The sequence below is a fragment of the Segeticoccus sp. genome (assembly GCF_035708005.1).
The window spans coordinates 1-23,803 of sequence record NZ_DASSTI010000142.1; the positions used below are offsets into that span (position 1 = coordinate 1).

Here is a 23,803-nt window from a genome sequence, read left to right on the forward strand (position 1 = left end):
CTCGACCACATCCTGCTCAGCCCGGCACTCACGGTGGCTCCCCCGGGAGCCAAGCACCCGGCATACGACTACGACGTGGTGCACACCAACAGTGAGTTCCACGACCAGGACTCCGACCACGACCCGCAGGTCGTGCGGCTGGCGATCCGCGGAGGACGCGGCTGACCCGGAGCCCGACGAGACCACGGTGAGAGGAGGCCGGCCCGGGACCCCAGGGAAGTCCCGGGCCGGCCGTGTGCGGTCAGTACGCCCGGGAACGATCGTGGGCGGCTCGCTGTTGACCCAGTGAGCGAGCCAGAGGAGGAGTCAACGTGAAGCAGAGCGAGCGCACCTACCCGGTGACCCTGACCGACGAGCAGTGGCGAGAGCGGCTGACGCCGCAGGAGTACCAAGTGCTCCGGCAGGCCGGGACCGAGCGACCCGGGGTGGGTGAGTACGTCGACACGGTGACCGAAGGCGTCTACTCCTGCCGGGCGTGCGGGGCCGAGCTGTTCCGCAGCGACACGAAGTTTCCGAGCCACTGCGGGTGGCCGTCCTTCTACGCCCCGCTGGCCGAGGATCGGGTGGAGTACCTCGAGGACAACACCCTCGGGATGCGCCGGGTCGAGGTGCGTTGCGCGAACTGCGGCTCGCACCTCGGGCACGTCTTCGAGGGCGAGGGCTACGACACCCCGACGGACCAGCGCTACTGCGTGAACTCGGTGAGCCTGCGCCTGGAGCCCAAGGCCTGAGGCCGGGCGCTCACAGACATATCCCCGAGACCGGGCCTCGCGCGCAGCCGAGCCGGACCGGGGCGTGCATCATCCCCGAGACCGGGCCTCGCGCGCAGCCGAGCCGGGCGAGCCGGGTGAGTCAGAGCCGAGGTGACGCAGGCTCACGGCGGCCTGGAGCCCGGCATACAGGACGATGAGGGACGCCACCAGGCTGGCCGCGTGCACGCCCGAGGTGAACGCCTCGCCGGCTTCCTGCTGCAGCGCGCTGCCGGCCTGCGCGGGCAGCGACTGGGCGAGGGTCGTGGCCTCCCCCAGCGTGCGCCGGGCCTCGGCCACCACGTCCGACGGCACGCCGGCGACCGTGTCCAGCTGGGTGCGGTAGACGGCCGTGAGCAGGCTGCCGAGCAGCGCGGTGCCGAGCGCCGCGCCGAGCTCGTATGCCGTCTCGGACGTGGCGCTGGCCGCCCCGGCTCGGTCCATCGGCGCGATGGTCAGCACCGCGTCGTTGGTGAGCGTCTCGGCGAGTCCGGCGCCGGTGCCGACGAGGGCGAACAACGCCACGACGTAGCCGCTGCTGGAGCTCGCGGTGACCAGCCACCCGATCGCGTAGCCCGCAGCCGACAGCACCAGGCCGGCGCAGACCACCGTGCCGAGCCGGAACCGGCGGGCCAGGGCCACCGCCGTGAACGACCCGACGACCGACAGCGCCAGCCCGGGCAGGAACCGCAGCGCCGCCTGCACCGGGCTCAGGCCGAGCACGAGCTGGAGGTACTGGGTCAGGAAGAACAGCGCTCCCACGAAGGCGAAGACGCTGAGGAAGTTGCTGGCGAGCGCCACGGTGAACGCACGTTTGCCGAAGAGGCTCAGGTCCACCATCGGGTCGGTGATGCGCTGCTGGCGCCGGAGGAACAGACCCCCGATCGCCACCCCCACCACGATCCCGAGCACCGACGTCACCTCGGGACCGCGCTCGGCGATCTCCTTCACGCCGTAGGTGGCCGGCAGGATGGCTGCCAGTGACAGGGCCGCGCTGGGCAGGTCGTAGCGACCCGCCTCCCGCCGCCGCGACTCCGGCAGCAGCGTCGGCGCCAGGACCAGCAGCAACCCCATGACGGGCAGGTTGATGAGGAACACCGATCCCCACCAGAAGTGCTCGAGCAGCACGCCGCCGAGGATCGGCCCGAGGGAACCTCCGGCGGCGAAGGCCGCGCCCCAGCTGGCGATGGCCACCCGTCGCTGCGTCGGGTCATGGAAGAGGTTGCGCAGCAACGACATCGTCGAGGGCATCAGCGTGGCGCCGGCCACGCCCATCAGCGCGCGGGTGGCGATCAGCGTCTCGGCGTTGGGTGCGTAGGCCGCGGCCAGCGACACCAGCCCGAACAGCGTGGACCCGAGCAGGAGCAGCCGGCGCCGGCCGATCCGGTCGGCCAGCGTCCCCATCGTGACGAGCAGCCCGGCCAGGACGAAGGAGTAGATGTCGACGATCCACAGCAGTTGGGCCGAGCTGGGGTGCAGCGCCTCACTGAGCGCGGGCACGGCGAAGCCGAGCACCGTGGAGTCGATCGACAGCAGGAGCACCGGCAGGGTCAGCACCGCCAACCCGGCCCACTCGCGCCGCCCCGCCCGGCGGGCGGTCATCTACCGCAGGGACGCGAGGAGGTCGGCGACCGGGACGCGGTGACCGGTCGTGAACGGGATCTCCAGGCGCACGTGGCGCCGGGTCTCCGAGCCGCGCAGGTGCCGCATCAGGTCGACGATCCGGCCGAGGTCGTCGGCCTCGAACGCCAGCACCCACTCGTAGTCGCCGAGCGCGAACGAGGCGATCGTGTTGGCGCGCACGTCCGGGTAGTCCCGCGCCATCTGCCCGTGCTCGGCCAGCAGCGCGCGCCGCTCCTTGGCATCGAGCAGGTACCAGTCGTAGGAGCGCACGAACGGGTAGACCGCGATGAACTCCTTGGGGTCCTCGCCGGCGAGGAAGGACGGGAGGTGGCTCTTGTTGAACTCCGCCGGCCGGTGCAGCGCGGTGCCGGACCAGACCGGCTCGACGAGCCGCCCGAACTCGGTGCGCAGCAGGCGGCGGTAGGCGTCCTGCAGCTGCTCGATCCGCTCGGCGTGCCACCAGACCATGAAGTCGGCGTCCGCGCGCAGCCCCGCGACATCGTAGACGCCCCGGATCACGACGTCCTCGCCCGCCAGGTCGCCGAACAGCGCCTCGACCTCGGCGACCACCTTGCTGCGGTCCTCGGGCAGCGGACCGGTCACCTTGAAGACCGACCACATCGTGTAGCGGGTCATGTCGTTGATCGCGCGGATCTGACTGGCGGTCGGCTTGGGGCTCATGCCCTCATTGTGCGCCGGGCGCCCCTCGATCACGGAATCGGGTCAAGGCCGCCAGGGTCGCCTGCGCAGCGGCCCGCCCGGTGCCGATACAGGCCGGTATGCCGACCCCGTCGTAGGCGGCGCCGGCCAGTTCCAGCCCCGGCACCGGTGCCACGGCGGCCCGGATCTGGGCGACGCGGTCCAGGTGACCGACGGCGTACTGCGGCAGGGCCCCGCCCCAGCGTTGGACGAGGGCGTCGACCGGCCGGGGAAGCGGGCGGCCGAGCACGGCGCCCAGGTCGTTCACGGCGGCGCGGATGAGCTCGGGGTCGCCGCGGTGCAGGTCCGCCGTCTCGCCCTGCCGGCCGATCGAGGCCCGCAGCAGCACCACGTCCTGCTCCGCGCCGGCCTTGGCCACCCACCCCCACTTCGCGGCGCTGAACGTCGCGGCCTTCACCACCCGGCCCTCCACCGGCGGGACCAGGAAGCCCGAGGACTCCGCCAGCGCCGGGAGGTGCCCGACCGCCGAGCGGGGCAGCGCCAGCGTGACGATCGCCATCGAGGCGTAGTCGATCTCGTCGAGCCGGGCCGCCGCGGCCGGGACCACGTCGTCGAGCAGCCGGCCTGCCGGACGGGCGGGCAGCGCCAGGACGATCGCGTCGGCGTCGATCGCGCGCGGCGTCGGGACGGGGCCCGCGACCAGACGCCAACCGGTAGCTGTGCGCTCGAGGCGGCGCACGAGCGTGTCGGTCTCGAACTGGACCCCGCGGGCGGCCAGCTGCTCGGTGAGCCGTTCGGCGAACCGGCCGAGGCCGCCGGGCAGTCCCGCGAACACCGGCGGCAGTGCGTTCCCCGTCTCGCGGCGGGCGGCTTCCGCCCGCTGGGCCGCCCGGGCCGCCGCGGCCGTCAGGCTCTCCCCACGGCTGGCCGCGTCCCACAGGGCGGGGACGGACGCCTGCACGGACAGCGCACGGGCGTGCCCGGCATACACACCGCCGAGGAGGGGCTCGACCAAGCGGTCGACGACCGCGGCGCCGAGGTGCTCCTCCACGAGGTCGCCGACGGAGACGTCCCCGGTGAGCGGAGGCCGCGCGGTGTCGGCCTGGGCGCGCTGCACCTCGCGCGGGCTCAGCAGCCCGGCCGCAGCGGTCGGGTCCGAGGGGACGCCCATCAGCGTGCCCTTGGGCATGGGGTGCAGGCGACCACGGGACCAGATGGCGGCACCGACCGGCTCAGGGTGCACCAGCTCCTCGGCGAGGCCGACCTCGGTGGCCAGCTGCACCCCCTCGGGGCGCCGGGCGAGCATGGACTCGGCGCCGACGTCGACGCGCACGCCGGCGACCTCGGCCGAGCGCAGCTTGCCGCCGGGTCGGTCGCGGCCCTCGACGACGAGGACGTCCGGGCGCGGGTCGCTGCGCACGAGCTCCCACGCCGCGGCCAGCCCGCTGATGCCGCCGCCGAGGACGACGACGCGGGGGCGCCGGGGATCGGACGTCAGGTCGGACACGGACCTCAGCCTCTCACCCGGTGTGTGTGACCGATTCGCAACCCGAGCGCTGGAGCCGATCGGGCTGCCGCTGCATCAGAGGAAGTGACCAGGGCGCGCGGCAGCGGCCACCGGGGAAAGGGATGCGGCGATGGGACGGAACGTTGGGTGGAGGGCGCGGCTGGGGCTGGCGCTGGTGGGAGGCGCCGCGGCGACGGCGCTGGTGTTGACCGGCTGTTCGAGCGGTGGGTCCGGCTCCAGCGCCGGCAGTGCTGCGGCGGACAGCTCCGGGGGCGCGAGCCTGTCGCGTCCGGGCGAAGCCTCGGGTGGGCAGGCCCGGCACGCGGCGTCGTCCGCGGCGCCCGCGGTGGGCCACGGCAACCCGGCGAACCTGCCGCAGCCCGGCACCGGTCAGGACCGCAAGATCACCCGCGACGCGGGCGTGACGATCCGCGTGGAGCGGATCCGCAAGGCGGCGGGCCAGGTGCGACAGGTCGCCGCCCGGGAGCAGGGCTACGTGCAGTCCGAGCAGATCGGGGACGTCGGTGAGCAGCCGGTTCCGCTCGAGGGCGAGGGCAACAGCGACGGCAACAACGGCAACGAGTTCGGCGGCGAGGGACAGCTGACGCTGTCGGTGCCGGCCGACCGCCTGGACGACACCCTGCATCGGCTGGCCGACGTCGGCACGGTCACCGACCAGTGGATCACCAGCCAGGACGTCACCAGCCAGTACGTCGACACCCAGAGCCGGCTGGCCACCCAGCGCGAGAGCGTGGCGCGCGTGCGAGCCCTGATGCAGAAGGCCACCCGCATCAAGGACATCGTCACGATCGAGAACGAGCTGCGCGAGCGCGAGGCGACCCTGGAGTCGCTGGAGGCGCAACTGGCCTCGCTGAAGGACAACGTCGCCCGCTCCACCGTCGAGGTGTCGCTGAGCACCACCGCCACGCCGAAGCCGGTGCCGGCGTCCTTCCCCAACGGGTTCGGGCAGGGCCTGGTCACCGGGTGGCACGGCTTCGTCACCGCCGTCTCCGTGGTGGTCACCGTGCTGGGCGTCGCGCTGCCGTTCCTCGGGCTTGGTGCCGTCGTGCTGGTCCCGCTGGCGTGGTGGTGGCGCCGGCGCCGCACCGCCGCGAACCCGACGACACCGGCCACCACAGGCTGACCCACACCGGGCCGACCCATCCCGAAGGGCCTTGACAGCGGACGCCCGGGCAAAGTCCTTCATCTCGAGATCGGGGTGAGCGATGAGCCGTGACGGCCCGACCGCAATCTCGACTGGCAGTCCCCGGCCCCGGGATGGCTCCGCCGGCGTGTCGCGCGGCGTGTCGCGGAGTACTGCCAGTTGAGATTGCGGCGTGCGCGGCCGCCCCGCCGCGCCGACCAGGCGGTCGAGCGGGTCGGGTGGCCCGGCAGGTCAGCTGGTCGAGGGGTGCACCGTCCGGCGCAGCGCCCGGTAGGCGTCGCGGACCCGCTTGCCGGGGCCCTGTTCGCCGGGTTCGAGCTCGGTGGTGCGCAACACGTCCCAGTCGGGCAGGTCGGCGCCCTCCCGCCGGGCCAGCACCGTGGCGGCCTGGCGGGCGGCGCCGAGGGCGACGTACTCCGCCGGCGAGGGCACGACGACCGGCACGCCGAAGATCACGGACGCCGCTTGCTGGACCACCGAGGACCGGGCGGCGCCGCCGATGAGCAGGACCCGCTCGACGGCGATCCCCTGCGCGACGAGGGCGTCGATCCCGTCGGCGAGGCCACAGAGCATGCCCTCGACGGCGGCGCGGGCCAGGTTCTCCGGGGTCGCGTTGGCGCGGGTGACCCCGCCCAGGGTGCCGGTCGCCTCCGGCAGGTCCGGGGTGCGCTCACCGTCGAGGTAGGGCAGCAGCACCAGCCCACCCGCTCCCGGCTCGGCGGCGGTGGCCAGCCGCTCGAGCCCGGCGAGGTCGGTGTCGAGCAGCTGCGCCGCAGCGGTGAGCACGCGGGCGGCATTGAGGGTGCAGACCAGCGGCAGGTACTGCCCGGTGGCATCGGCGAACCCGGCGACGAAGCCGCTGGCGTCGGCAGTCGGCCGCCCGTGTGCGGCGAACGCCGTGCCGCTCGTGCCGAGGGAGACCACGACGTCGCCGGGGCGGATGCCGAGCCCGAGGGCGGCCCCCATGTTGTCGCCGGTGCCCGGACCGACCAGCAGCCCGTCGGGCGTCTCCCCCGCCGCGTCCCAGGGCGCGAGCACGGACGGGGTCCCGATCCGGCGGCCGAAGGCGCGCTCGAGCAGGTCGAGGCGGTACTCCCCCGTCGCCGGCGACCAGTAGCCGGTCCCCGACGCGTCACCCCGGTCCGTGACCAGCGTGGTGACGACCTCCGGCTCGCGGGACAGCAGCCGGCCGGTGATCCAGTCGTGCGGCAGCACCACCGAGGCCGCGCGGGCCGCGTGCTCCGGCTCGTGCTCGGCCAGCCAGCGGACCTTGCTGACGGTGAAGCTCGCGAGGGGCACCGACCCGACGGCGTCGGCCCACGCCTGCGCCCCGCCCAGCTCGGTGACGAGGTCGTGCGCCGCGCCGGCCGACCGCGTGTCGTTCCACAGCAGCGCCGGCCGCACGACCCGTCCCGCCTCGTCGAGGGTCACCATCCCGTGCTGCTGGCCGCCGATCGCGATGGCGCTCACGCCGTCCAGGAGCCCGCCCGCGGTCGCCTCCTGCAGCGCTGACCACCAGGCCGCCGGGTCGACCTCGGTGCCCTCGGGGTGGGCCGCCCGCCCCTCGCGGACCACCGTGCCGGTCGCTGCCTCGCAGACGAGAACCTTGGTGGACTGCGTCGAGGAGTCCACCCCTGCCACCAGAGCTGTGCCGGAACCCATGGGCCGCATCCTCGCAGCCTCTCACTCGGGGACGATGCAGACCTTGCCGGTGGCACCCGCGGCCGCGACGGCATACGCCTCGTCGGCCTGCTCGAGCGGATAGCGGTGGGTGACGATGCGTTCGGGGCGCAGCCCCCAGCGCACGAGGTCCTCCACCAGCGTGGCCATGTGCCCCAAGGAGGTGACCCACGAGCCGTGGACGGTGATCTGCGGGTGGATCAGCAGCGGGGAGACGTCGATCTCCAACCGCCCGCCCTCGCCGACGAACGCGCACCGCCCCCAGGTCCGGGTGGCCGCCAGGGCGGTGGCCCGCGCCGCCCCGCTGCCGGAGGCGTCCATGGTGGTGGAGCAGCCGCGGCCCCCGGTGAGCTCCCGCACCGCCTCGACGGCGTGCTCGTCGGCCGGGAGCGCGTGGTCGACCACGCCGAGCTCCAGCGCCAGCTGGCGCCGCTCGGCGGAGACGTCGGTGCCGATCACCGGCCCGGCGCCCATCGCCCGCCCCATCATCGCGGCGGCCAGTCCGACCGGCCCCAGCCCGGTCACGAGGAGCTGGTCCCGTCCCGACACCGTGAGCCGGAGCAGCGCCTCGTATGCCGTCCCGAAGCCGCACGAGACGAGCGCACCGTCGACGAACGACAGGGGCGCCGGCAGGAGCAGGCAGCTGCGCTCCTCGGCGAGGAGGTACTCCGCGTGTCCCCCGTCGCGCTGCCAGCCGTGGGCAGCTCGGGAGGGGTCGGTGCAGCCGATCTCGTAACCGTGCCGGCACTCGTCGCACAGTCCGCAGCCGACGATGTGGTAGACCGCGACCCGGTCCCCGACGGCCAACCGGCGTGTGCCCGGACCCACGGCCACCACCTCGCCGGCGGGTTCGTGGCCGGCGATGACTCCTTGGTAGGCCTCGGGGCCGGAGCCGAGGTGCTCTCGGTAGATCGCGCGGATGTCGCTGCCGCAGATCGAGGACGCCCGCACCCGCAGCAGGACCTGCCCGTGACCCGGCTCCGGGACGTCGACCTCCACGTGCTCGACCGTGCTGTCGCCCGGGAGCCGAACCGCCCTCACGAGGTCCAGGACCCCAGCGTCGCCCGGGCGCCGACGGAGTGCAGCGAGTCGAGCGCCTTGGTGTAGGCGGCGACGAAGCGCGGATCGTCGACGAGGTCGCCGAACAGGGAGCGGTCCTGCAGGAAGGCCAGGGGCTCCTGCCGTTGGCGCTGTGCCCGCTCCATGAGCCGGTCGCGGAGCCGGTCGACCACCTCGATCGGCTGTCCCTGCTCGTCGACGCCCTCGGCGTAGCGCGCCCATGAGGCGACGACAAGGGCAGAGCGCTCGATCGGTCCTCCGGCGGCCAGTTCCTCGCGGATCACCGGCACCAGCCACTTGGGGATCCGGTCGGAGCTCTCGGCGCACAGCCGTGCCAACGTGTCCCGGATCTCCGGGTTGGCGAACCGCTCGATCAGCTGGTGCTCGTAGCGGTCGAGATCCACTCCGGGCACGGGTCGCAGGGTCGGCTGCCCCTCCTCGCGCATGTAGCCGAGCAGGAAGTCGACGAACAGCTGGTCCTGGCACACCTCGTGGGCGTAGCGGTAGCCGGACAGGTAGCCCAGGTAGCACAGCGCCTGGTGGCTGGCGTTGAGCAGCCGCAGCTTCATCAGCTCGTAGGGCATGACGTCGGCGACCACCTGCACGCCGACGTCCTCGTAGGCCGGCCGCCCTTGGGGGAAGTGGTCCTCCAGCGCCCACTGCGTGAACGGCTCGGTCACCACCGGCCAGCCGTCCTCGACCCCGAACTCCTCGGCCACGCGCTTGCGGTCCTCCTCGGTGGTCACCGGCGTGATCCGGTCGACCATCGAGTTCGGGAAGGCGACCTGCGCCTCGACCCAGTCGGCGAGCCCTGGGTCCTTCAGCCGCGCGAAGGCGGTGACCATCGTGTGCGCCACCTCGCCGTTGCCCTGGATGTTGTCGCACGACATCACGGTGAATGCCGGTGTGCCCTCTGCCTTTCGACGAGCGAGGGCCTCGGTGATGAAGCCGAACACCGACTGCGGCGTGGCGCCCGGCTGCAGGTCGGCCTGCAGCACCGGGTCCGAGGGGTCGAACTCTCCGGTCGAGGGGTGGAAGTGGTAGCCGCCCTCGGTGATGGTCAGGGACACGATCCGGGTCGTCGGCGCGCTCATGACCGCGAGCACGGCCTCCGGGTCGTCGGGGGCGAACAGGTAGTCGGTGATCGACCCCACCACCCGCGCGTCCATCGAGCCGTCCGGGTGCTTGACCACCAGCGTGTAGAGGCCGTCCTGCGCCTGCAGCACGTCGGCCATCCGCTTGTCGCCGGGCATGGTGCCGACCCCGCAGATGCCCCAGTCGGTCGCCTCGCCCCGCTCGAGCAGGCGGTCGAGGTACATCGCCTGGTGGGCCCGGTGGAAACCCCCGACGCCGAAGTGGACGATGCCCGTGCTCACCTGGGACCGGTCGTATGACGGGACCGTCACCCTCTCGCCCAACGTCCCCAAGGCCTGTTGCGTGAGTCGGGTCACGACTTCTCCTCCCTCGTGGTGGTCTCGACCGCGCTACTTGATGGCGCCCAGCGACAGACCCTGCACCAGCTTGTCCTGCGCCGCGAAGCCGGCCGCCAGCACGGGCAGCGAGATCACCAGCGAGGCGGCACAGACCTTCGCGAGGAACAGCCCCTGGCTGGTGACGAAGCCGGTCAGGTAGACGGGAGCGGTCTGGGCGACGGTGCCGGTGAGGACACGGGCGAACAGCAGCTCGTTCCAGCTGAAGATGAAGCAGATCAGCGCCGCTGACGCGAGGCCCGGGGTGATCACCGGCGCGACGACCGACACCAGGGTCCGTGGCAGCCCGGCGCCGTCGATCTGCGCCGCCTCCAACATCTCCACGGGCACCTCGGCCAGGAAGGAACGCAGCATCCACACCGCGATCGGCAGGTTCATGGAGGTGTAGAAGATGATCAGCAACCAGACGTTGTCGAGGAACCCGATCTTCTGCGCGAACAGGTAGATCGGCAGCAGCCCGGCGACCACCGGCAGCATCTTGGTCGACAGGAAGAAGAACATCACGTCGCTCCACCGCTTCACCGGCCGGATCGACAGGGCGTAGGCCGCGGGGAAGGAGATCACGAGCACCAGGATCGTCGAGATGATGCTCGCGGTGGCGGAGTTCAGGATCGGCGGCCACGGGTTGGAGCTGAAGAACTGCTCGTAGCCCTGGAAGGTCAACGGCGCGGCGACGGACGGCGGGTTGGTGGCGGCGCTCTCCTCGCTGTGGAAGGAGGTCAGCAGCATCCACAGGATCGGGATGAAGAAGATGATGCCGATCACCCAGGCGACGACCCCGAGCGCCATCGTGCTCCGTTTGCCGGCAGTCCCGGGCGGGCCGTGGTGCCGCACGCCGTGCCGTTGCGAGGTGCCCTGCGGGGCGATCGCCGTCATCTCAGCTCTCCTCCTTGAGCAGGGTCGACACGGTCCGCAGCGCGAACGTGGCGATGAGGATGGTCCCGACCACCACGACGACACCCTCGGCCGAGGCCACACCGTAGTCGTGGGCCACGTAGAAGTTCTGGTAGATGTCGTAGGGCAGGTTGGCGGTGCCCAGGCCGCCGGAGGTGATGGTGAAGACGTGGTCGAAGTTCTGCACGATGTAGACCGCGCCGAGCAGCACGCTGAGCTCGAGGTAGCGCCGCAGGTGCGGCAGCGTCATGTGGGTGAAGATCTGCCACGGGCTGGCGCCGTCGATGCGCGCGGCCTCCAGGACGTCGAGCGGCTTGCTCTGCAGGCCCGCGAGGATGATCAGCATCATGAACGGCGTCCACTGCCACACCAGGGCGGCGATGATGGCCCCGAGCGGGAAGCTGCTGATCCAGTCCGGTTGCGGCGCGTTGTCCCCGAGGATCCACGTGAGCACGCCGTTGAACAGCCCGTAGTCGGGGTTGTAGAGCGCGTGCTTCCAGATCAGGGCCGCCGCCACCGGCACGATGAGGAACGGCGCGATCATGAGGGTCCGCACGACGCCGCGTCCGCGGAACTTGCGGTCCAGCAGCAGCGCGATCACCAGCCCCAGCACGAGGCTGATCAGGACGACCGCGACCGTGAGGATGATCGTCACCAGGATCGCCTGCACGGTGTTCACGTTGCTGAGCACGCGCCGGTAGTTGTCGATGCCGGTGAAACCGCGTTGGTCGGGGTAGTAGGCGTTCCAGTCCATGAACGAGATCACCAGCGTGGCCACCATGGGCAGCTGGGTGACGATGATCATGAACACGAGGGCGGGCATCAGCGGGGCGCGGCGCGCCCACTGGCCCACGCGCTGCTTGGTGCCCTGCCCGCCACTTCGCCTGCGCTCGCGCTGGCGTTCGGAGGCGCTGGGGACGGCGACGCTCATGCCGGGATCCTCGCGAAGTATCGGAGCGCAGCGGAGAACTTCGTGGGGTGGTTCATGGGTCTACTTCCCTTCCCGTGACCGGTACACCTCGGCGACGTCCGCCGCCACCGCCTGTCCGCGGCTCAGCGCCTCGTCGACCGACATCTGCCCGGCGATCGCGGAGCTGACGTACTGCGACACCTGGGTGCCGAGCGCCGGGAACTCCGGGATGTCGACGAACTGGATCCCCGGCACCGGTCTCGGCTGGACGCCCGGGTCATCCGGGTTGGCGCTCTTCATCGCCTTCAGGGTCGGCTCGGCGAAGGCGCCGGCGACCTTGAGGTAGTTCTTGTTGTGGTACGTCGACTCGCGTTTGCCGGCGGGAACGGCGGACCACCCGATCTCCTTGCCGACGAGCTGCTCGTACTCCTTGCTCGAGGCCCACGAGATGAACTTCCAGGCGTTGCTCTTGTGGGTGCTGGCCTCCTGGACCGCCCAGGCCCACGTGTAGAGCCACCCGGAGCTCTTCGTCTTGACCACCGGTGCCGGTGCGTAGCCGATCTTTCCGCGCACCGGGGACGTCTTCGCCTCCAGGGACCCGGCCGCGGACGTGGCGTCGTACCACATGGCCACGTGCCCCTGGATCAGGTCGTTGAGGCACTCGGTGAAGCCGGCCTGGGCCGCGCCGCGTTCCCCGTGCTTGCGGACGAGGTCCACGTAGAAGTTCGTCGCCTTCTTGAAGCCATCGGTGTCGACCTTCGCGTGCCAGTCCTTGGTGAACCAGGTGCCGCCGAAGGTGTTCACCACCGTCGTGAGCGGGGCGAAGATCTGCCCCCACCCCGGCTGGCCGCGCAGGCAGATGCCCGCCATGCCCGGCTTGGCGTGGTCCACCTCGGCGGCGATCTTGGCGACCTGGGGCCACGTCGGGTGCGCCGGCATCGTGATGCCCTTGGCCTGCAGGACGTCCTTGCGGTACATGAGGAAGGAGGACTCACCGTAGAACGGCTCGGAGTAGACGTGGCCGTTGTGGCTCAGCGCGGAGCGCAGTGCCGGGAAGATGTCCTTCTGGTCGAAGGCCTTGTCCTTCTTCAGGTACGGGTCCAACGAGGCGATCCAGCCCGCCTTCGCATAGATCGGGACCTCGAAGTTGCTCAGGGTGGCCACGTCGTAGATGCCCGCCTGGCTCGAGAACTCCTGGCTGATCTTGTCTCGCACGTCGTTCTCCGGCAGCACGGTGAAGTTCACCTTGATGCCGGTCTTCGCCGTGAAGTACTTCGGGGTCAGCTTCTGCAGATCCACCATCTGCGGGTTGTTGACCATGAGCACGTTGATGCTTCCGCCGCCCGCGCTGCCGGCGCCGCCGCCCCAGCCCCGGAAGCCACCACAGCCGCTCAACGACGCGGCGACGGTGACCACCACTGCCGCGCCTACCACTCGCCGCGCCCGTCGCTGCATCGATGCACTCCTCGGTCGGCCAACGTCGTCGGGGGAAAACGAACGCTCATATGAGCACCGTTCTGCTCACCAGTCAGTGAACCGACGCGGCCCACACGTGTCAAGAGGTGTGCAACAATTGGGCACCGTAGCGCTCATATGAGCGCTTGGTCCGGAGGAGGTGGCCGTGGTCGCAGCGCCCGCGCGGGGACCGGCCGAGCTCGTCCTCATGGCGTCGGTCGCGCGTCGACACTTCCTCGACGGCCACTCCAAGGTCGAGATCGCCGAGGAGTTCGGGATCAGCCGGTTCAAGGTCGCGCGCCTGCTGGACACCGCACTCACCTCGGGCGTCGTGCGCATCGAGATCGCCGCCCACGGCGACATCGACGTCGACCTGTCCGACCGGCTGCGCAACTGCTTCGGGCTCACCCATGCCCTCGTGGTCGACACCGCGGAGGAGGACCTGTCGGCCCTGCGCCGCTGCCTCGGGCAGACCGCCGCCGAGCTCGCCAGTGAGATCGTCGGTGACGGCGACGTCCTCGGCCTCGCCTGGGCGCGGTCGGTCCACGCGATGACCAGCCAGCTCACCACGCTCCCGCGCGTGCCGGTCGTCCAGCTCACCGGCGCCCTCTCCCGCCCCGACATGGACGAGAGCTCGGTGGACCTGGTGCGTGACGTCGCGCGCATCACCCGCGGGCCGGCATACGTCTTCTATGCGCCGATGATCATGCCGGACGCGACGAGCGCCCGAACCCTCCGACGCCAGCGTGAGGTGGTCAAGGCGTTCGACCAGTTCCCTTCGGTGACCAAGGCGTTCGTCGGGATCGGCCACTGGTCGGCCGGTGCCTCCACCCTGTTCGACGCGATGACGGAGGAGGAGCGCGCGCACCTGGCGGAGCGGGGCGTGATCGGCGACGTCTCCGGTGTCTTCGTCTCGGCGAAGGACAAGCCCGTTCGTGGCCCCATCAGCAAGCGCATCGTCGCGATCGACTACGACGCGATGCGCGCCATCCCCGAGGTGATCGCGATTCCCTACGGCCGGCAGAAGGCCCCCGCCGTGCGTGCAGCCATCGGGAGCGGGCTCGTCAACGGACTCGTGACGCACGGCTCCCTCGCGCGCGCCCTGCTGGATCGATAGGCACGACAGAGGCATCCGCGAATCTTCCCGTTTCCCAGCGGCGCCCCGGCATCTGTGCGTCAATGGATGGGCCGTTGTTGGGCGACAGCCCTTGGTGAGACGCACCGAGCTGTGCCGACGGGAGGAACAGCGATGAATCCGACGAGACGGCGCGCGATCCGTTGGGCGAGCGCGGTGGTGGCGGTGGCGGCGACAGTCCCCTTGACCGCGGTGGCGACCGCGTCAGCCGCGAGCGGACCGCCGACCCACCGACAGGGCCACGGGTGGACCACGGTCCACGTCTGCGATCCGGCCGGGAAGGCTCCCTACAAGTACACGATCGACGTGGGGCCACTCGGCTCGATCAACGACCAGAAGGGCTACGTCGCCTTCGCGAACAACACCTACAAGTACTACCGCTTCAGCCACGGGCAGTTCACCGTGAAGGACGCCCCGGCCAAGCCGGTCGAGGTCGGCGGACTGCACTACGCCAAGGGTCACAACCACGACCCACTGACGGCAACGGTGGTCTCAGGCCCCAAGTGCCGGCGTTGAGCCGACCCGGCGTCAGGTCCGGGCCGAGACCTCGTGGACCAGCTCCACGACCCGCGTGATCACGTCGGGGTCGGTCTCGGGCAGCACCCCGTGGCCGAGGTTGAACACGTGCCCCGGGGCTTTGCGGCCCTCTGCGACGATCTCGCGCACCCGCTCCGCGAGCGGCTCCCACGGCGCGAACAGGAGAGCGGGATCAAGGTTGCCCTGCACGGCATACTGTCCACCGGTGCGCGCGACCGCGTCGGCGAGGGACACCCGGTAGTCCACCCCCACCACCTCGGTGCCGGCGCTGCCCATGAGGTCAAGCAGCTCGCCGGTGCCCACGCCGAAGTGGATGCGCGGCACGCCGAGCGGCTCCACCGCCGCGAGCGCGGCCCGCGAGTGCGGCAGCACGAACCGCTCGTAGTCCGCCCGGGACAGTGCCCCCGCCCAGGAGTCGAAGAGCTGGACGGCCGATGCGCCGGCTTCCACCTGCACCTTCAGGAAGGTGCCCGCGAGCTGGGCGAGCCGGTGGCACAGGTCGTGCCACAGCGCCGGGTCGCCGTGCATGAGCGCCTTGGTGCGGGCGTGGTGCCGGGAGGGGCCGCCCTCGACCAGGTAGGACGCCAGTGTGAACGGCCCGCCGGCGAAGCCGATGAGGGGCGTGGGCCCGAGCTCACGCACCAGCAGGTGCACCGACTCGGTGATGTCCGGGACGTCGTCCGGGGTCAGCTCGGGCAGCCGGTCCAGGTCGGCGCGGGTGCGGAAGGGATCGGCGACGACCGGGCCGATCCCGGCGACCAGGTCGATGTCGACCCCCACGGCTGCCACCGGCACCACGATGTCGCTGAAGAAGATGGCGGCGTCCACCCCGTGCCGTCGCACCGGCTGCATGGTGATCTCGGCGACCAGCTCCGGCCGGCGACAGGCCTCGAGCATCGGCACGCCCTCGCGGAGCGCACGGTACTCCGGCAGCGAGCGGCCGGCCTGCCGCATGAACCACACCGGGGTCTGCTCCACCTGCTCCCCGCGGGCGGCACGGAGGAGCAGGCTGGACGAGGCGGAGGGAGCGGCGGTCATGCGGCCGATCCTCGCACGATCAGGACCACCCCGATCCGGCGTGGCCTGCCACGCAAGGGCACCTTCCCGACATACCCTCGTCTCGTGGGCACCCGAAGCCTCCCCGGGGAGAGCTCTGCAGACTTCACCCGCGCACTGCACGACCTACGTGCCGCCCGGGTGCGCCCTGAGGTGCGCCTCACCGAGATGCCGGCCCCGACCCGGATCGCGCCGCATGCGGTCGCCCTCAGCGCCGACGTGCGGCCGCTGGCGGGCCACGACGACGAGGACGACCTGGGCACGGGCCGGTTCGTGCTGCTGCACGACCCGGCCGAGCCCGAGCCGTGGGGTGGGGCCTGGCGCGCAGTGACCTTCGCCCGAGCCGAGCTCGAGCCCGAGATGGGCGCCGACCCGATGCTGGGGGCGGTCGGCTGGTCGTGGCTCCTCGACGCCCTCGACGCCCACGGCTTGGGATACGCGGCCGAAGGTGGCACGGTGACCCGTGTGCTTTCCGAAGGTTTCGCCTCACTCGGTGACCGGCCGCCGACCGTCGAGATGGAGGTGCGCGCCTCCTGGACCCCCACGGACGGCCGGCTCGCCGACCACCTGGAGGCGTGGGCGGACGTGCTGTGCACCATCTCCGGATTGCCGCCCCTGCCGGACGGTGTCGTCGCCCTGCCGGCGCAGCGCCGATGACCGCTGAGGACCACACCGACGAGTCCCTCGAGGACGTGCCGGTGCCGGTCGTCGACGAACCGGCGGACGGCGTGCCTGACGTGGTCGCTGACGCCGAGCTTCTCGCCAAGGCGGCCGAGGCGGTGCGCAGTGGCCGCGGGCCGGTGGCCATCGACGCCGAGCGCGCCTCCGGCTACCGCTACGGCCAGCGGGCCTACCTGGTCCAGCTGCGCCGCGAGGGCGCCGGCACCTGGCTGATCGACCCCATCGCCTGCCCCGACCTCACCACCCTGGAGGTGGCGATCGGCGATGCGGAGTGGGTGCTCCACGCCGCCACGCAGGACCTGCCCTGCCTCGCGGAGCTCGGCCTGCGGCCGCGCCACCTCTTCGACACCGAGCTCGGCGGGCGGCTCGCGGGCCTGCCCCGGGTCGGGCTCGCCGCCGTCGTCGAGCACTACCTCGGGGTCACCCTCGCCAAGGAGCACTCGGCGGTCGACTGGTCCAGCCGGCCGCTTCCCGAACCATGGCTGCGCTACGCCGCGCTCGACGTCGAGCTCCTCGTCGAGGCCCGCGACCGGCTCAAGGAGGACCTGCGCCGGCAGGGCAAGCTCGGCTGGGCCGAGCAGGAGTTCGCGGCCCTCACCTCGTTCACCGGTCCCCCGCCCCGCAGCGAGCCGTGGCGCCGCACCTCCGGCATGCACAAGGTCCGCAGCCGGCGGCAGGCCGCCCTCGTGCGAGAGCTGTGGCAGACCCGGGACGAGATCGCGCGCACCCGTGATGTCTCCCCGGGCCGTGTGCTCCCGGACTCCGCGCTCATCGAGCTCGCACTGCGCGAGCCACACAGCGGCGCCGAGCTGGGCGACATCCGGGCCCGGGGCGCTCGGCGCTATCAACGCCAGTGGTTCGCCGCGCTCCGGCGCGGGCGCGCCCTTTCCGAGCAGGACCTGCCCGCGCTCACCGTGCGCAACGACGGCCCTCCGCCGGCGCGCGTGTGGGCCGACCGGGACCCCGTCGCCGCCGCCCGGCTGAACGAGACCCGCGAGACGCTCAAGGCCTTCTCCGAGGAGAACGGCGTGCCGGTCGAGAACCTGCTCACCCCCGACCTGCTGCGCCGGGTGCTGTGGAGCCCGCCGGCCGACACCTCGGTGGGCGGCTTCGCCGCCGCACTGACCGAGCAGGGCGCCCGCGGCTGGCAGGTTGAGATCACCGCGCCGCTCCTGGCCCACGCCGTGGCCCGGCACCCGGGCGAGTGAGGGCGGGCTCACGTCGGGCACTCTCGCCGGTTGAAGTTACTCGCGAGTAGCATCGGCCGCGTCCCACCTCACTGACGTCGCCGGGAGGCCGCATCGTGCCCCGCACACTCCGTGAGGTCGTCTTCGTCGACGGCGTCCGCACGCCGTTCGGACGAGCAGGGGAGAAGGGCATGTACGCCCAGACCCGCGCCGACGACCTCGTCATCGCCTGCATCCGTGAACTGCTCCGTCGGCACCCCGAGCTGCCACCCGAGCGGGTCGACGAGGTGGCCCTGGCCGCCACGACGCAGATCGGCGACCAGGGCCTGACCCTGGGCCGGGTCGCGGCCCTGCTCGCCGGGCTGCCCCGGACCACACCGGGCTTCTCCATCGACCGGATGTGCGCCGGCGCGATGACGGCCGTGACGACGACCGCCTCCGAGATCGCCGTCGGCGCGTGCGACGTCACCGTCGCCGGCGGCGTGGAGCACATGGGCCGCCACCCGATGGGCGAGGGCGTCGACCCCAACCCGCGGATCCTCGCCGAGAAGCTCGTCGACCCCTCCGCCCTCGTCATGGGCGAGACCGCCGAGAACCTGCACGACCGCTTTCCGCACCTCAGCCGCGAGCGCGCCGACCGGTTCGCCCTCGCCAGCCAGCGCAAGCTGCGGCGCGCCCAGGAGAGCGGCCAGGTGGGGCCCGAGCTGGTGCCGGTCGCCACGTGGCACGCCGAACGGGGCTGGGGACTCGCCACGGTCGACGAGCCACCCCGTCCCGACACCACGCTGGAGGACCTCGCCGGGCTGCGGACCCCGTTCCGGCCCCACGGCCGGGTCACCGCCGGCAACAGCGCAGGGCTCAACGACGGCGCCACGGCCTGCCTGCTCGCCGCCGAGGACACCGCCCGCGAGCTGGGTCTGCCGGCGCGGATGCGCCTGGTCGGCTACGCCTTCGCCGGGGTCGACCCGGAGGTCATGGGCGTCGGGCCGATCCCCGCCACCGAGAAGGTGCTGCGGCGGACCGGCCTGTCGATCGCAGACATCGGCCTCTTCGAGCTCCACGAGGCGTTCGCCGTCCAGGTGCTCGCGTTCCTCGACCACTTCGGCCTCCCCGACGACGACGAGCGGGTCAACGCCTACGGCGGGGCGATCGCCGTCGGGCACCCGCTCGCCTCCTCCGGCGTCCGGCTGATGACCCAGCTCGCCCGGCAGTTCGAGGAGCACCCCGAGGTCCGCTACGGCCTCACCGCCATGTGCGTCGGGATCGGCATGGGCGGGGCGGTGGTCTGGGAGAACCCCCACGCCCTGGGAGGCCCAGCCGCCACGAGCCCCGCCACGTCCGCCCGCTCGCCGAAGGAGTCCTGATGAGCACCGCGTCGAACGCGGCCCCGTCGGCCGCCGAGCTCCACGCCGCCTTCCCCGACGAACGGGTCACGCACAGCCACGTCCAGGACGTGGACCTGCCCGGTGGCGCCGGGCGGTTCGCCCTGCTCACGCTGGACAACGGCGAGGACCACACCAGACCCAGCACCCTCGGCCCCGCCTCGCTGACCGAGCTCGGCCTGGTGCTGGACCGGCTGCGCACCCGCGCCGAGGCCGGCGAGATCGTCGGCATCGGCGTGACCGGCAAGCCGTTCGTCTTCGCGGTCGGCGCGGACCTGAAGGGGGTCGCCACCATCACCGAGCGGGACCATGCACTCGTGATCGGTCGCCTCGGCCACCAGGTGCTGGGCCGACTGCACGGTATGCCGGTCCCCACCTTCGCGTTCACCAACGGCGTGGCACTGGGCGGCGGAGTCGAGATCGGCCTGCACTGCGACTACCGCACGCTGTCCTCGGGCGTGCCGGCGCTCGCCCTCCCCGAGTGCTTCCTCGGCCTCGTGCCCGGCTGGGGTGGCTGCACGCTGCTGCCCCGCCTCGTCGGCCCGGAGCTGGCGCTCAAGGTCATCCTGGAGGGGCCGCTCAGCAACAACCGCATGCTCACCGGTCCGCAGGCGTTCGGGCTCGGGATGGCCGATGCCCTCTTCGAGCCCGCGGCCTTCCTCGAGGACTCCCTGCGCTGGGCAGCCGGTGTCATCTCGGGCGAGGTGACCGTCGAACGGGCCCCGGCCAGCCACGACGAATCCGCATGGGAGGCAGCCGTTTCCGCGGCCAAGCAGCTGGTGGACGAGAAGACCGGAGGAGCCGCTCCGGCGCCGTACCGCGCGCTGGAGCTCGTGCGCGCAGCCCGCACCGCGAGCCGCGAGGAGGGCTTTGCCGCCGAGGAGGAGGCGCTGGCCGACCTGCTCATGAGCGACGAGCTGCGGGCAGGGCTCTACGCCTTCGACCTGGTGCAACGACACGCCAAACGGCCCGCCGGCGCGCCGGACCGGAGCCGGGCCCGGCCGGTCACCAAGGTCGGTGTCGTCGGGGCGGGACTGATGGCGAGCCAGCTCGCGCTGCTCTTCGTCCGACGGCTCAAGGTGCCGGTCGTGCTCACCGACCTGGACCAGCAGCGGGTGGACCAGGGAGTGGCCTGGGTGCACGCCGAGATCGACAAGCTGGTCGAGAAGGGTCGGCTCGGTGGCGACGGGGGCAACCGCCTGCGAGCCCTGGTCAGCGGATCGACGAGCACGGAGAGCTTTGCCGATGCCGACCTGGTCATCGAGGCGGTCTTCGAGGAGCTCTCCGTCAAGCAGCAGGTCTTCGCCGAGGTGGAGCAGGTCGTCTCCCCCGACTGCGTGCTGGCCACGAACACCTCCTCGCTGTCGGTGAGCGCCATGGCTGCAGGCCTGCGGCACCCCGAGCGGGTGGTGGGGTTGCACTTCTTCAACCCGGTCGCCGTGATGCCGTTGCTGGAGGTGATCCGCGGTGACCGCACCGACGACGCAACGCTGGCCACCGGGTTCGCAGCCGGGAAGGCCTTGCGCAAGAGCTGCGTCCTGGTGAAGGACTCCCCCAGCTTCGTGGTGAACCGGTTGCTCGGCCGGTTCATGGCCGAGGTCGGGCGGATCGTCGACGAGGGGACGCCGCTCGAGGTCGCCGACCGGGCCTTCGCGGGGCTGGCCCCGATGCCACCGTTCGTGCTCATCGGCCTGGTCGGCCCCACCATCGCGCTGCACAACACCGAGACGCTGCACGAGGCCTTCCCGGAGCGGTTCCCCGTGCCCGAGAGCCTGCGTCGGGTGGTGGCGGCCGGCAAGCGTCGGTACTACACCCAGGAGGCGGGTCGTCCCCGGCTGGACCCGGAGGTCGTCGAACTGCTGCCGGAACCGGTGCCCCCGGTGGTGCTCCACGAGCCGCAGGTGCGCGACCAGGTGCTCGAGGCGCTCGCCGAGGAGGCACGGCTCATGCTCGACGAGGGCGTGGTGGCGAGCGCCCGCGAGCTCGACCTCGCGATGCTCACCGGCGCCGGGTTCTCGTTCTGGAACGGCGGCCTGACGCCGTTGCTGGACCGGATCGGGGTGGCGGAGCGAGTGACCGGATCGCGGTTCCTGCCTGGTGGCGTCGCCTCCGTGCCGCCCGCAGCCGCAGGTTGAGGACACGTCCAACCGGCCGGGCTGTTCCGGCGTCCCAGCAGAGGAGGCGCGTGGAGACTCGCCGACGTCACATCCCGGGCGATATCTCACATGTGATCTAGATTGGTCGACATGACTGAGGACTACCTCGCACGCATCGGGACGCTGATTCGCGACGCCAGACGGCACAAGCGGTGGACCCAAAGCGAGTTGGCGGAGTCCTTGGGCACCAGCCAGAGCGCCGTCGCCCGCATCGAGCAGGGCAAGCAGAATCTCAGCCTTGAGATGCTCGCACGCATCGGCGAGAGCCTCGACTCCGAGTTCGTCTCGCTGGGCACCTCGGTCCCGCAGAACCTGCGCATCCAGGGCGGAGTCAAGCTCTCCGGCGCGATCGACGTGCGGACCAGCAAGAACGCCGCGGTCGCCCTGCTGTGCGCCTCCCTGCTCAACCGAGGGCGGACCACCTTGCGCAACCTGGCCCGCATCGAGGAGGTCAACCGGATCCTCGAGGTGCTGAACAGCATCGGCGTGCGCACCCGCTGGCTGCCCGACAGCAACGACCTCGAGGTCATCCCGCCTGCCCAGCTCGACCTCGAGGCGATGGATGTCGCGGCCGCACGCCGCACGAGGACGGTCATCATGTTCCTCGGCCCGCTGCTGCACTCGGTCGACCGGTTCCGGCTGCCCTACGCCGGCGGCTGCGACCTCGGCTCGCGGACCGTGGAGCCGCACTGGTCGGCGCTGCGCCACTTCGGCCTCGACGTCACGGCCACCGGCGGCTTCTACGAGGCGACCGTCAACACCACGATCACCCCCGGCCGCCCGATCATCCTCACCGAGCGCGGCGACACGGTCACCGAGAACGTCCTGCTCGCCGCCGCGCGGCACGACGGCATCACCGTCATCCGCAACGCCAGTCCCAACTACATGGTGCAGGACCTGTGCTTCTTCCTCGAGGAGCTCGGCGTCAAGATCGACGGCATCGGGTCCACGACCCTGACCGTGCACGGCCTGCGCGACATCGACGTCGACCTCGAGTACTCCCCCTCGGAGGACCCGATCGAGGCGATGAGCCTGCTCGCCGCCGGCGTCGTCACCGGCTCGGAGATCACCATCCGCCGAGTGCCGATCGAGTTCCTCGAGATCGAGCTGGCGGTGCTCGAGGGCATGGGCATGCGCTACGAGCTCAGCGAGGAGTACGCCTCGGCCAACGGGCACACCCGTCTGGTCGACCTGCGCACGCAGCCGGGGCCGCTCATCGCCCCGACGGACAAGATCCACCCGATGCCGTTCCCCGGGCTGAACATCGACAACCTGCCGTTCTTCGCGATCATCGGGGCCTGCGCGCAGGGCAGCACGATGATCCACGACTGGGTCTACGAGAACCGCGCGATCTACCTCACCGAGCTCACCAAGGTGGGCTGCAAGGTGCAGCTGATGGACCCCCACCGCGTGATGATCGAAGGGCCCACCCGCTGGCGTGCCGCCGAGGTGATGTGCCCGCCCGCACTGCGACCGGGTGTGGTGATTCTCCTCGCCATGCTCGCCGCGCCCGGCACCTCCGTGCTGCGCAACGTCTACGTCATCAACCGTGGCTACGAGGACCTCGGCGCCCGCCTCAACGCCCTGGGCGCCAACATCCAGACCTTCCGCGACATCTGAGCCACGGCCCGAGGAGCACGCCGGTGCCGCAGGTGCGCCCGTCCCACCCGTTCTTCAACCACCCGACGCCCCTGGCGATGGCCCACCGCGGCTTCTCACTCGATGGCCTGGAGAACTCGATGGCCGCCTTCGCGGCGGCCGTCGACCTCGGCTACGCCTACGTCGAGACCGACGTGCACGCCACCGCCGACGGCGTTGTCGTCGCCTTCCACGACCCGACGCTGCAACGCATCGCCGCCCTGCCCGCCCGTCCCGAGGGTGCCGACAGGTCCGCGCACGGCGTCGTCGCCCGGCTGACCTGGCGACAGCTGCAGCACGCACGGATCGGCGGGAGGGAACCCATCCCGACCCTCGAGCAGCTGCTCGGCGCGTGGCCGCACCTGCGGGTGAACATCGACATCAAGGCGGCCGCCGCCGTGGCCCCGCTCGCCGACGTGATCGAGCGCACGGCGTCCCACGCGCGCGTGTGCCTCGCGTCGTTCTCCGACCGCCGCCGTCGGGAGGTGCTGCGTCGCCTGTCCGCACCCGTGGCCACCTCGACCGGCTATTGGCGCACCGCCCGGTTCCGGGCCGCCACCGCCACCCGCCTGGGCGCGCTGGTGGACGCCGCGCTGCGCGGTGTGGACTGCGTCCAGGTGCCGCCGAGCTACCGGCGGCTTCCCCTGCTGACCGCCGCCACGGTGGCCGCCGCCCACCTGGCGGGCGCGCAGGTGCATGCGTGGACCATCAACGACGCACCCACGATGGAACGGCTGCTCGACCTCGGTGTGGACGGGATCATCACCGACCGCGCCGACGTGCTCAAGGATGTCCTGCAGCGCCGCGGCCAGTGGCCCTGAACCGTCCTACCCGCCCCG

Annotated in this window: 20 protein-coding genes; 10 read left to right on the top strand and 10 right to left on the bottom strand. The window is 71.8% G+C overall.

All coding sequences use genetic code 11. The features are described 5' to 3' along the window. The first annotated feature begins 311 nt into the window (after positions 1-311). Complete coding sequence (gene msrB / locus VFL99_RS13765; RefSeq protein ID WP_325106941.1) at positions 312-731, top strand: peptide-methionine (R)-S-oxide reductase MsrB; 420 nt, start codon at positions 312-314, stop codon at positions 729-731. A 69-nt stretch (positions 732-800) separates the two neighbouring features. Here the strand turns inward: msrB and VFL99_RS13770 are convergent, their stop codons facing one another. Genes VFL99_RS13770 through hemG form a run of 3 tightly spaced genes read right to left on the bottom strand, consistent with a single transcriptional unit; the run spans position 801 to position 4,539 of the window. After that, a complete protein-coding gene (locus VFL99_RS13770; RefSeq protein WP_325106942.1) occupies positions 801-2,351 on the bottom strand; it encodes an MFS transporter in 1,551 nt (516 codons plus the stop codon). Further along, the gene (hemQ, locus tag VFL99_RS13775; RefSeq protein WP_325106943.1) at positions 2,352-3,053 is read right to left on the bottom strand and encodes a hydrogen peroxide-dependent heme synthase; all 702 of its coding nucleotides are present in this window, start codon (positions 3,051-3,053) and stop codon (positions 2,352-2,354) included. A gap of 4 nt (positions 3,054-3,057) precedes the next feature. After that, positions 3,058-4,539 carry a protoporphyrinogen oxidase gene (gene hemG, locus VFL99_RS13780; RefSeq protein ID WP_325106944.1) on the bottom strand — a complete coding sequence of 494 codons (1,482 nt, stop codon included), beginning with the start codon at positions 4,537-4,539 and terminating at the stop codon, positions 3,058-3,060. Between the two features lie 130 nt (positions 4,540-4,669). Between hemG and VFL99_RS13785 the strand changes: the two genes are divergently transcribed. Beyond that, positions 4,670-5,683 (top strand): DUF4349 domain-containing protein, encoded by a 1,014-nt coding sequence (locus tag VFL99_RS13785; RefSeq protein WP_325106945.1) that lies wholly within the window; start codon positions 4,670-4,672, stop codon positions 5,681-5,683. 252 nt (positions 5,684-5,935) lie between these two features. On the opposite strand, the gene xylB is transcribed toward VFL99_RS13785, so the two are convergent. The 6 genes from xylB to VFL99_RS13815 are packed head-to-tail and all read right to left on the bottom strand — an operon-like array spanning position 5,936 to position 13,192. Beyond that, on the bottom strand, positions 5,936-7,366 hold the full coding sequence (gene xylB, locus VFL99_RS13790) for a xylulokinase (protein ID WP_325106946.1): 1,431 nt from the start codon (positions 7,364-7,366) through the stop codon (positions 5,936-5,938). A gap of 21 nt (positions 7,367-7,387) precedes the next feature. Continuing rightward, complete coding sequence (locus VFL99_RS13795) at positions 7,388-8,383, bottom strand: zinc-dependent alcohol dehydrogenase family protein (RefSeq protein ID WP_325106947.1); 996 nt, start codon at positions 8,381-8,383, stop codon at positions 7,388-7,390. A 38-nt stretch (positions 8,384-8,421) separates the two neighbouring features. Next, positions 8,422-9,894, bottom strand: a complete 1,473-nt coding sequence (locus tag VFL99_RS13800; RefSeq protein ID WP_325106948.1) for a mannitol dehydrogenase family protein — start codon at positions 9,892-9,894, stop codon at positions 8,422-8,424. Positions 9,895-9,927: 33 nt separating this feature from the next. After that, positions 9,928-10,809 carry a carbohydrate ABC transporter permease gene (locus tag VFL99_RS13805; protein ID WP_414713760.1) on the bottom strand — a complete coding sequence of 294 codons (882 nt, stop codon included), beginning with the start codon at positions 10,807-10,809 and terminating at the stop codon, positions 9,928-9,930. A 1-nt stretch (position 10,810) separates the two neighbouring features. Beyond that, positions 10,811-11,758, bottom strand: coding sequence for a carbohydrate ABC transporter permease (locus VFL99_RS13810; protein WP_325106949.1), 948 nt, complete (start codon positions 11,756-11,758; stop codon positions 10,811-10,813). A gap of 60 nt (positions 11,759-11,818) precedes the next feature. Further along, on the bottom strand, positions 11,819-13,192 hold the full coding sequence (locus VFL99_RS13815; RefSeq protein WP_325106950.1) for an ABC transporter substrate-binding protein: 1,374 nt from the start codon (positions 13,190-13,192) through the stop codon (positions 11,819-11,821). A 166-nt stretch (positions 13,193-13,358) separates the two neighbouring features. Between VFL99_RS13815 and VFL99_RS13820 the strand changes: the two genes are divergently transcribed. Together VFL99_RS13820 and VFL99_RS13825 are read left to right on the top strand one after the other, a co-directional pair. Further along, on the top strand, positions 13,359-14,309 hold the full coding sequence (locus VFL99_RS13820; protein WP_325106951.1) for a sugar-binding transcriptional regulator: 951 nt from the start codon (positions 13,359-13,361) through the stop codon (positions 14,307-14,309). Positions 14,310-14,441: 132 nt separating this feature from the next. Then, the gene (locus VFL99_RS13825) at positions 14,442-14,843 is read left to right on the top strand and encodes a hypothetical protein (protein ID WP_325106952.1); all 402 of its coding nucleotides are present in this window, start codon (positions 14,442-14,444) and stop codon (positions 14,841-14,843) included. Positions 14,844-14,855: 12 nt separating this feature from the next. Here the strand turns inward: VFL99_RS13825 and hemE are convergent, their stop codons facing one another. Further along, a complete protein-coding gene (hemE, locus tag VFL99_RS13830) occupies positions 14,856-15,902 on the bottom strand; it encodes a uroporphyrinogen decarboxylase (RefSeq protein ID WP_325106953.1) in 1,047 nt (348 codons plus the stop codon). An 84-nt stretch (positions 15,903-15,986) separates the two neighbouring features. On the opposite strand from hemE, the gene VFL99_RS13835 reads away from it, so the two are divergent. From VFL99_RS13835 to VFL99_RS13860, 6 genes are all read left to right on the top strand, one after another. Beyond that, the gene (locus VFL99_RS13835; protein ID WP_325106954.1) at positions 15,987-16,577 is read left to right on the top strand and encodes a DUF3000 domain-containing protein; all 591 of its coding nucleotides are present in this window, start codon (positions 15,987-15,989) and stop codon (positions 16,575-16,577) included. Beyond that, positions 16,574-17,809, top strand: coding sequence for a ribonuclease D (locus tag VFL99_RS13840; protein ID WP_325106955.1), 1,236 nt, complete (start codon positions 16,574-16,576; stop codon positions 17,807-17,809). Before VFL99_RS13835 ends, VFL99_RS13840 begins: the two co-directional genes overlap by 4 nt. 95 nt (positions 17,810-17,904) lie before the next feature. Continuing rightward, the gene (locus VFL99_RS13845) at positions 17,905-19,152 is read left to right on the top strand and encodes a thiolase family protein (RefSeq protein ID WP_325106956.1); all 1,248 of its coding nucleotides are present in this window, start codon (positions 17,905-17,907) and stop codon (positions 19,150-19,152) included. Further along, positions 19,152-21,305 (top strand): 3-hydroxyacyl-CoA dehydrogenase NAD-binding domain-containing protein, encoded by a 2,154-nt coding sequence (locus VFL99_RS13850; RefSeq protein WP_325106957.1) that lies wholly within the window; start codon positions 19,152-19,154, stop codon positions 21,303-21,305. Before VFL99_RS13845 ends, VFL99_RS13850 begins: the two co-directional genes overlap by 1 nt. A gap of 111 nt (positions 21,306-21,416) precedes the next feature. Continuing rightward, positions 21,417-22,946, top strand: coding sequence for a helix-turn-helix domain-containing protein (locus VFL99_RS13855; protein WP_325106958.1), 1,530 nt, complete (start codon positions 21,417-21,419; stop codon positions 22,944-22,946). Between the two features lie 23 nt (positions 22,947-22,969). Next, entirely contained in the window at positions 22,970-23,785 is an 816-nt protein-coding gene (locus tag VFL99_RS13860; protein ID WP_325106959.1) for a glycerophosphodiester phosphodiesterase family protein, read from the top strand. Positions 23,786-23,803: the final 18 nt, after the last annotated feature.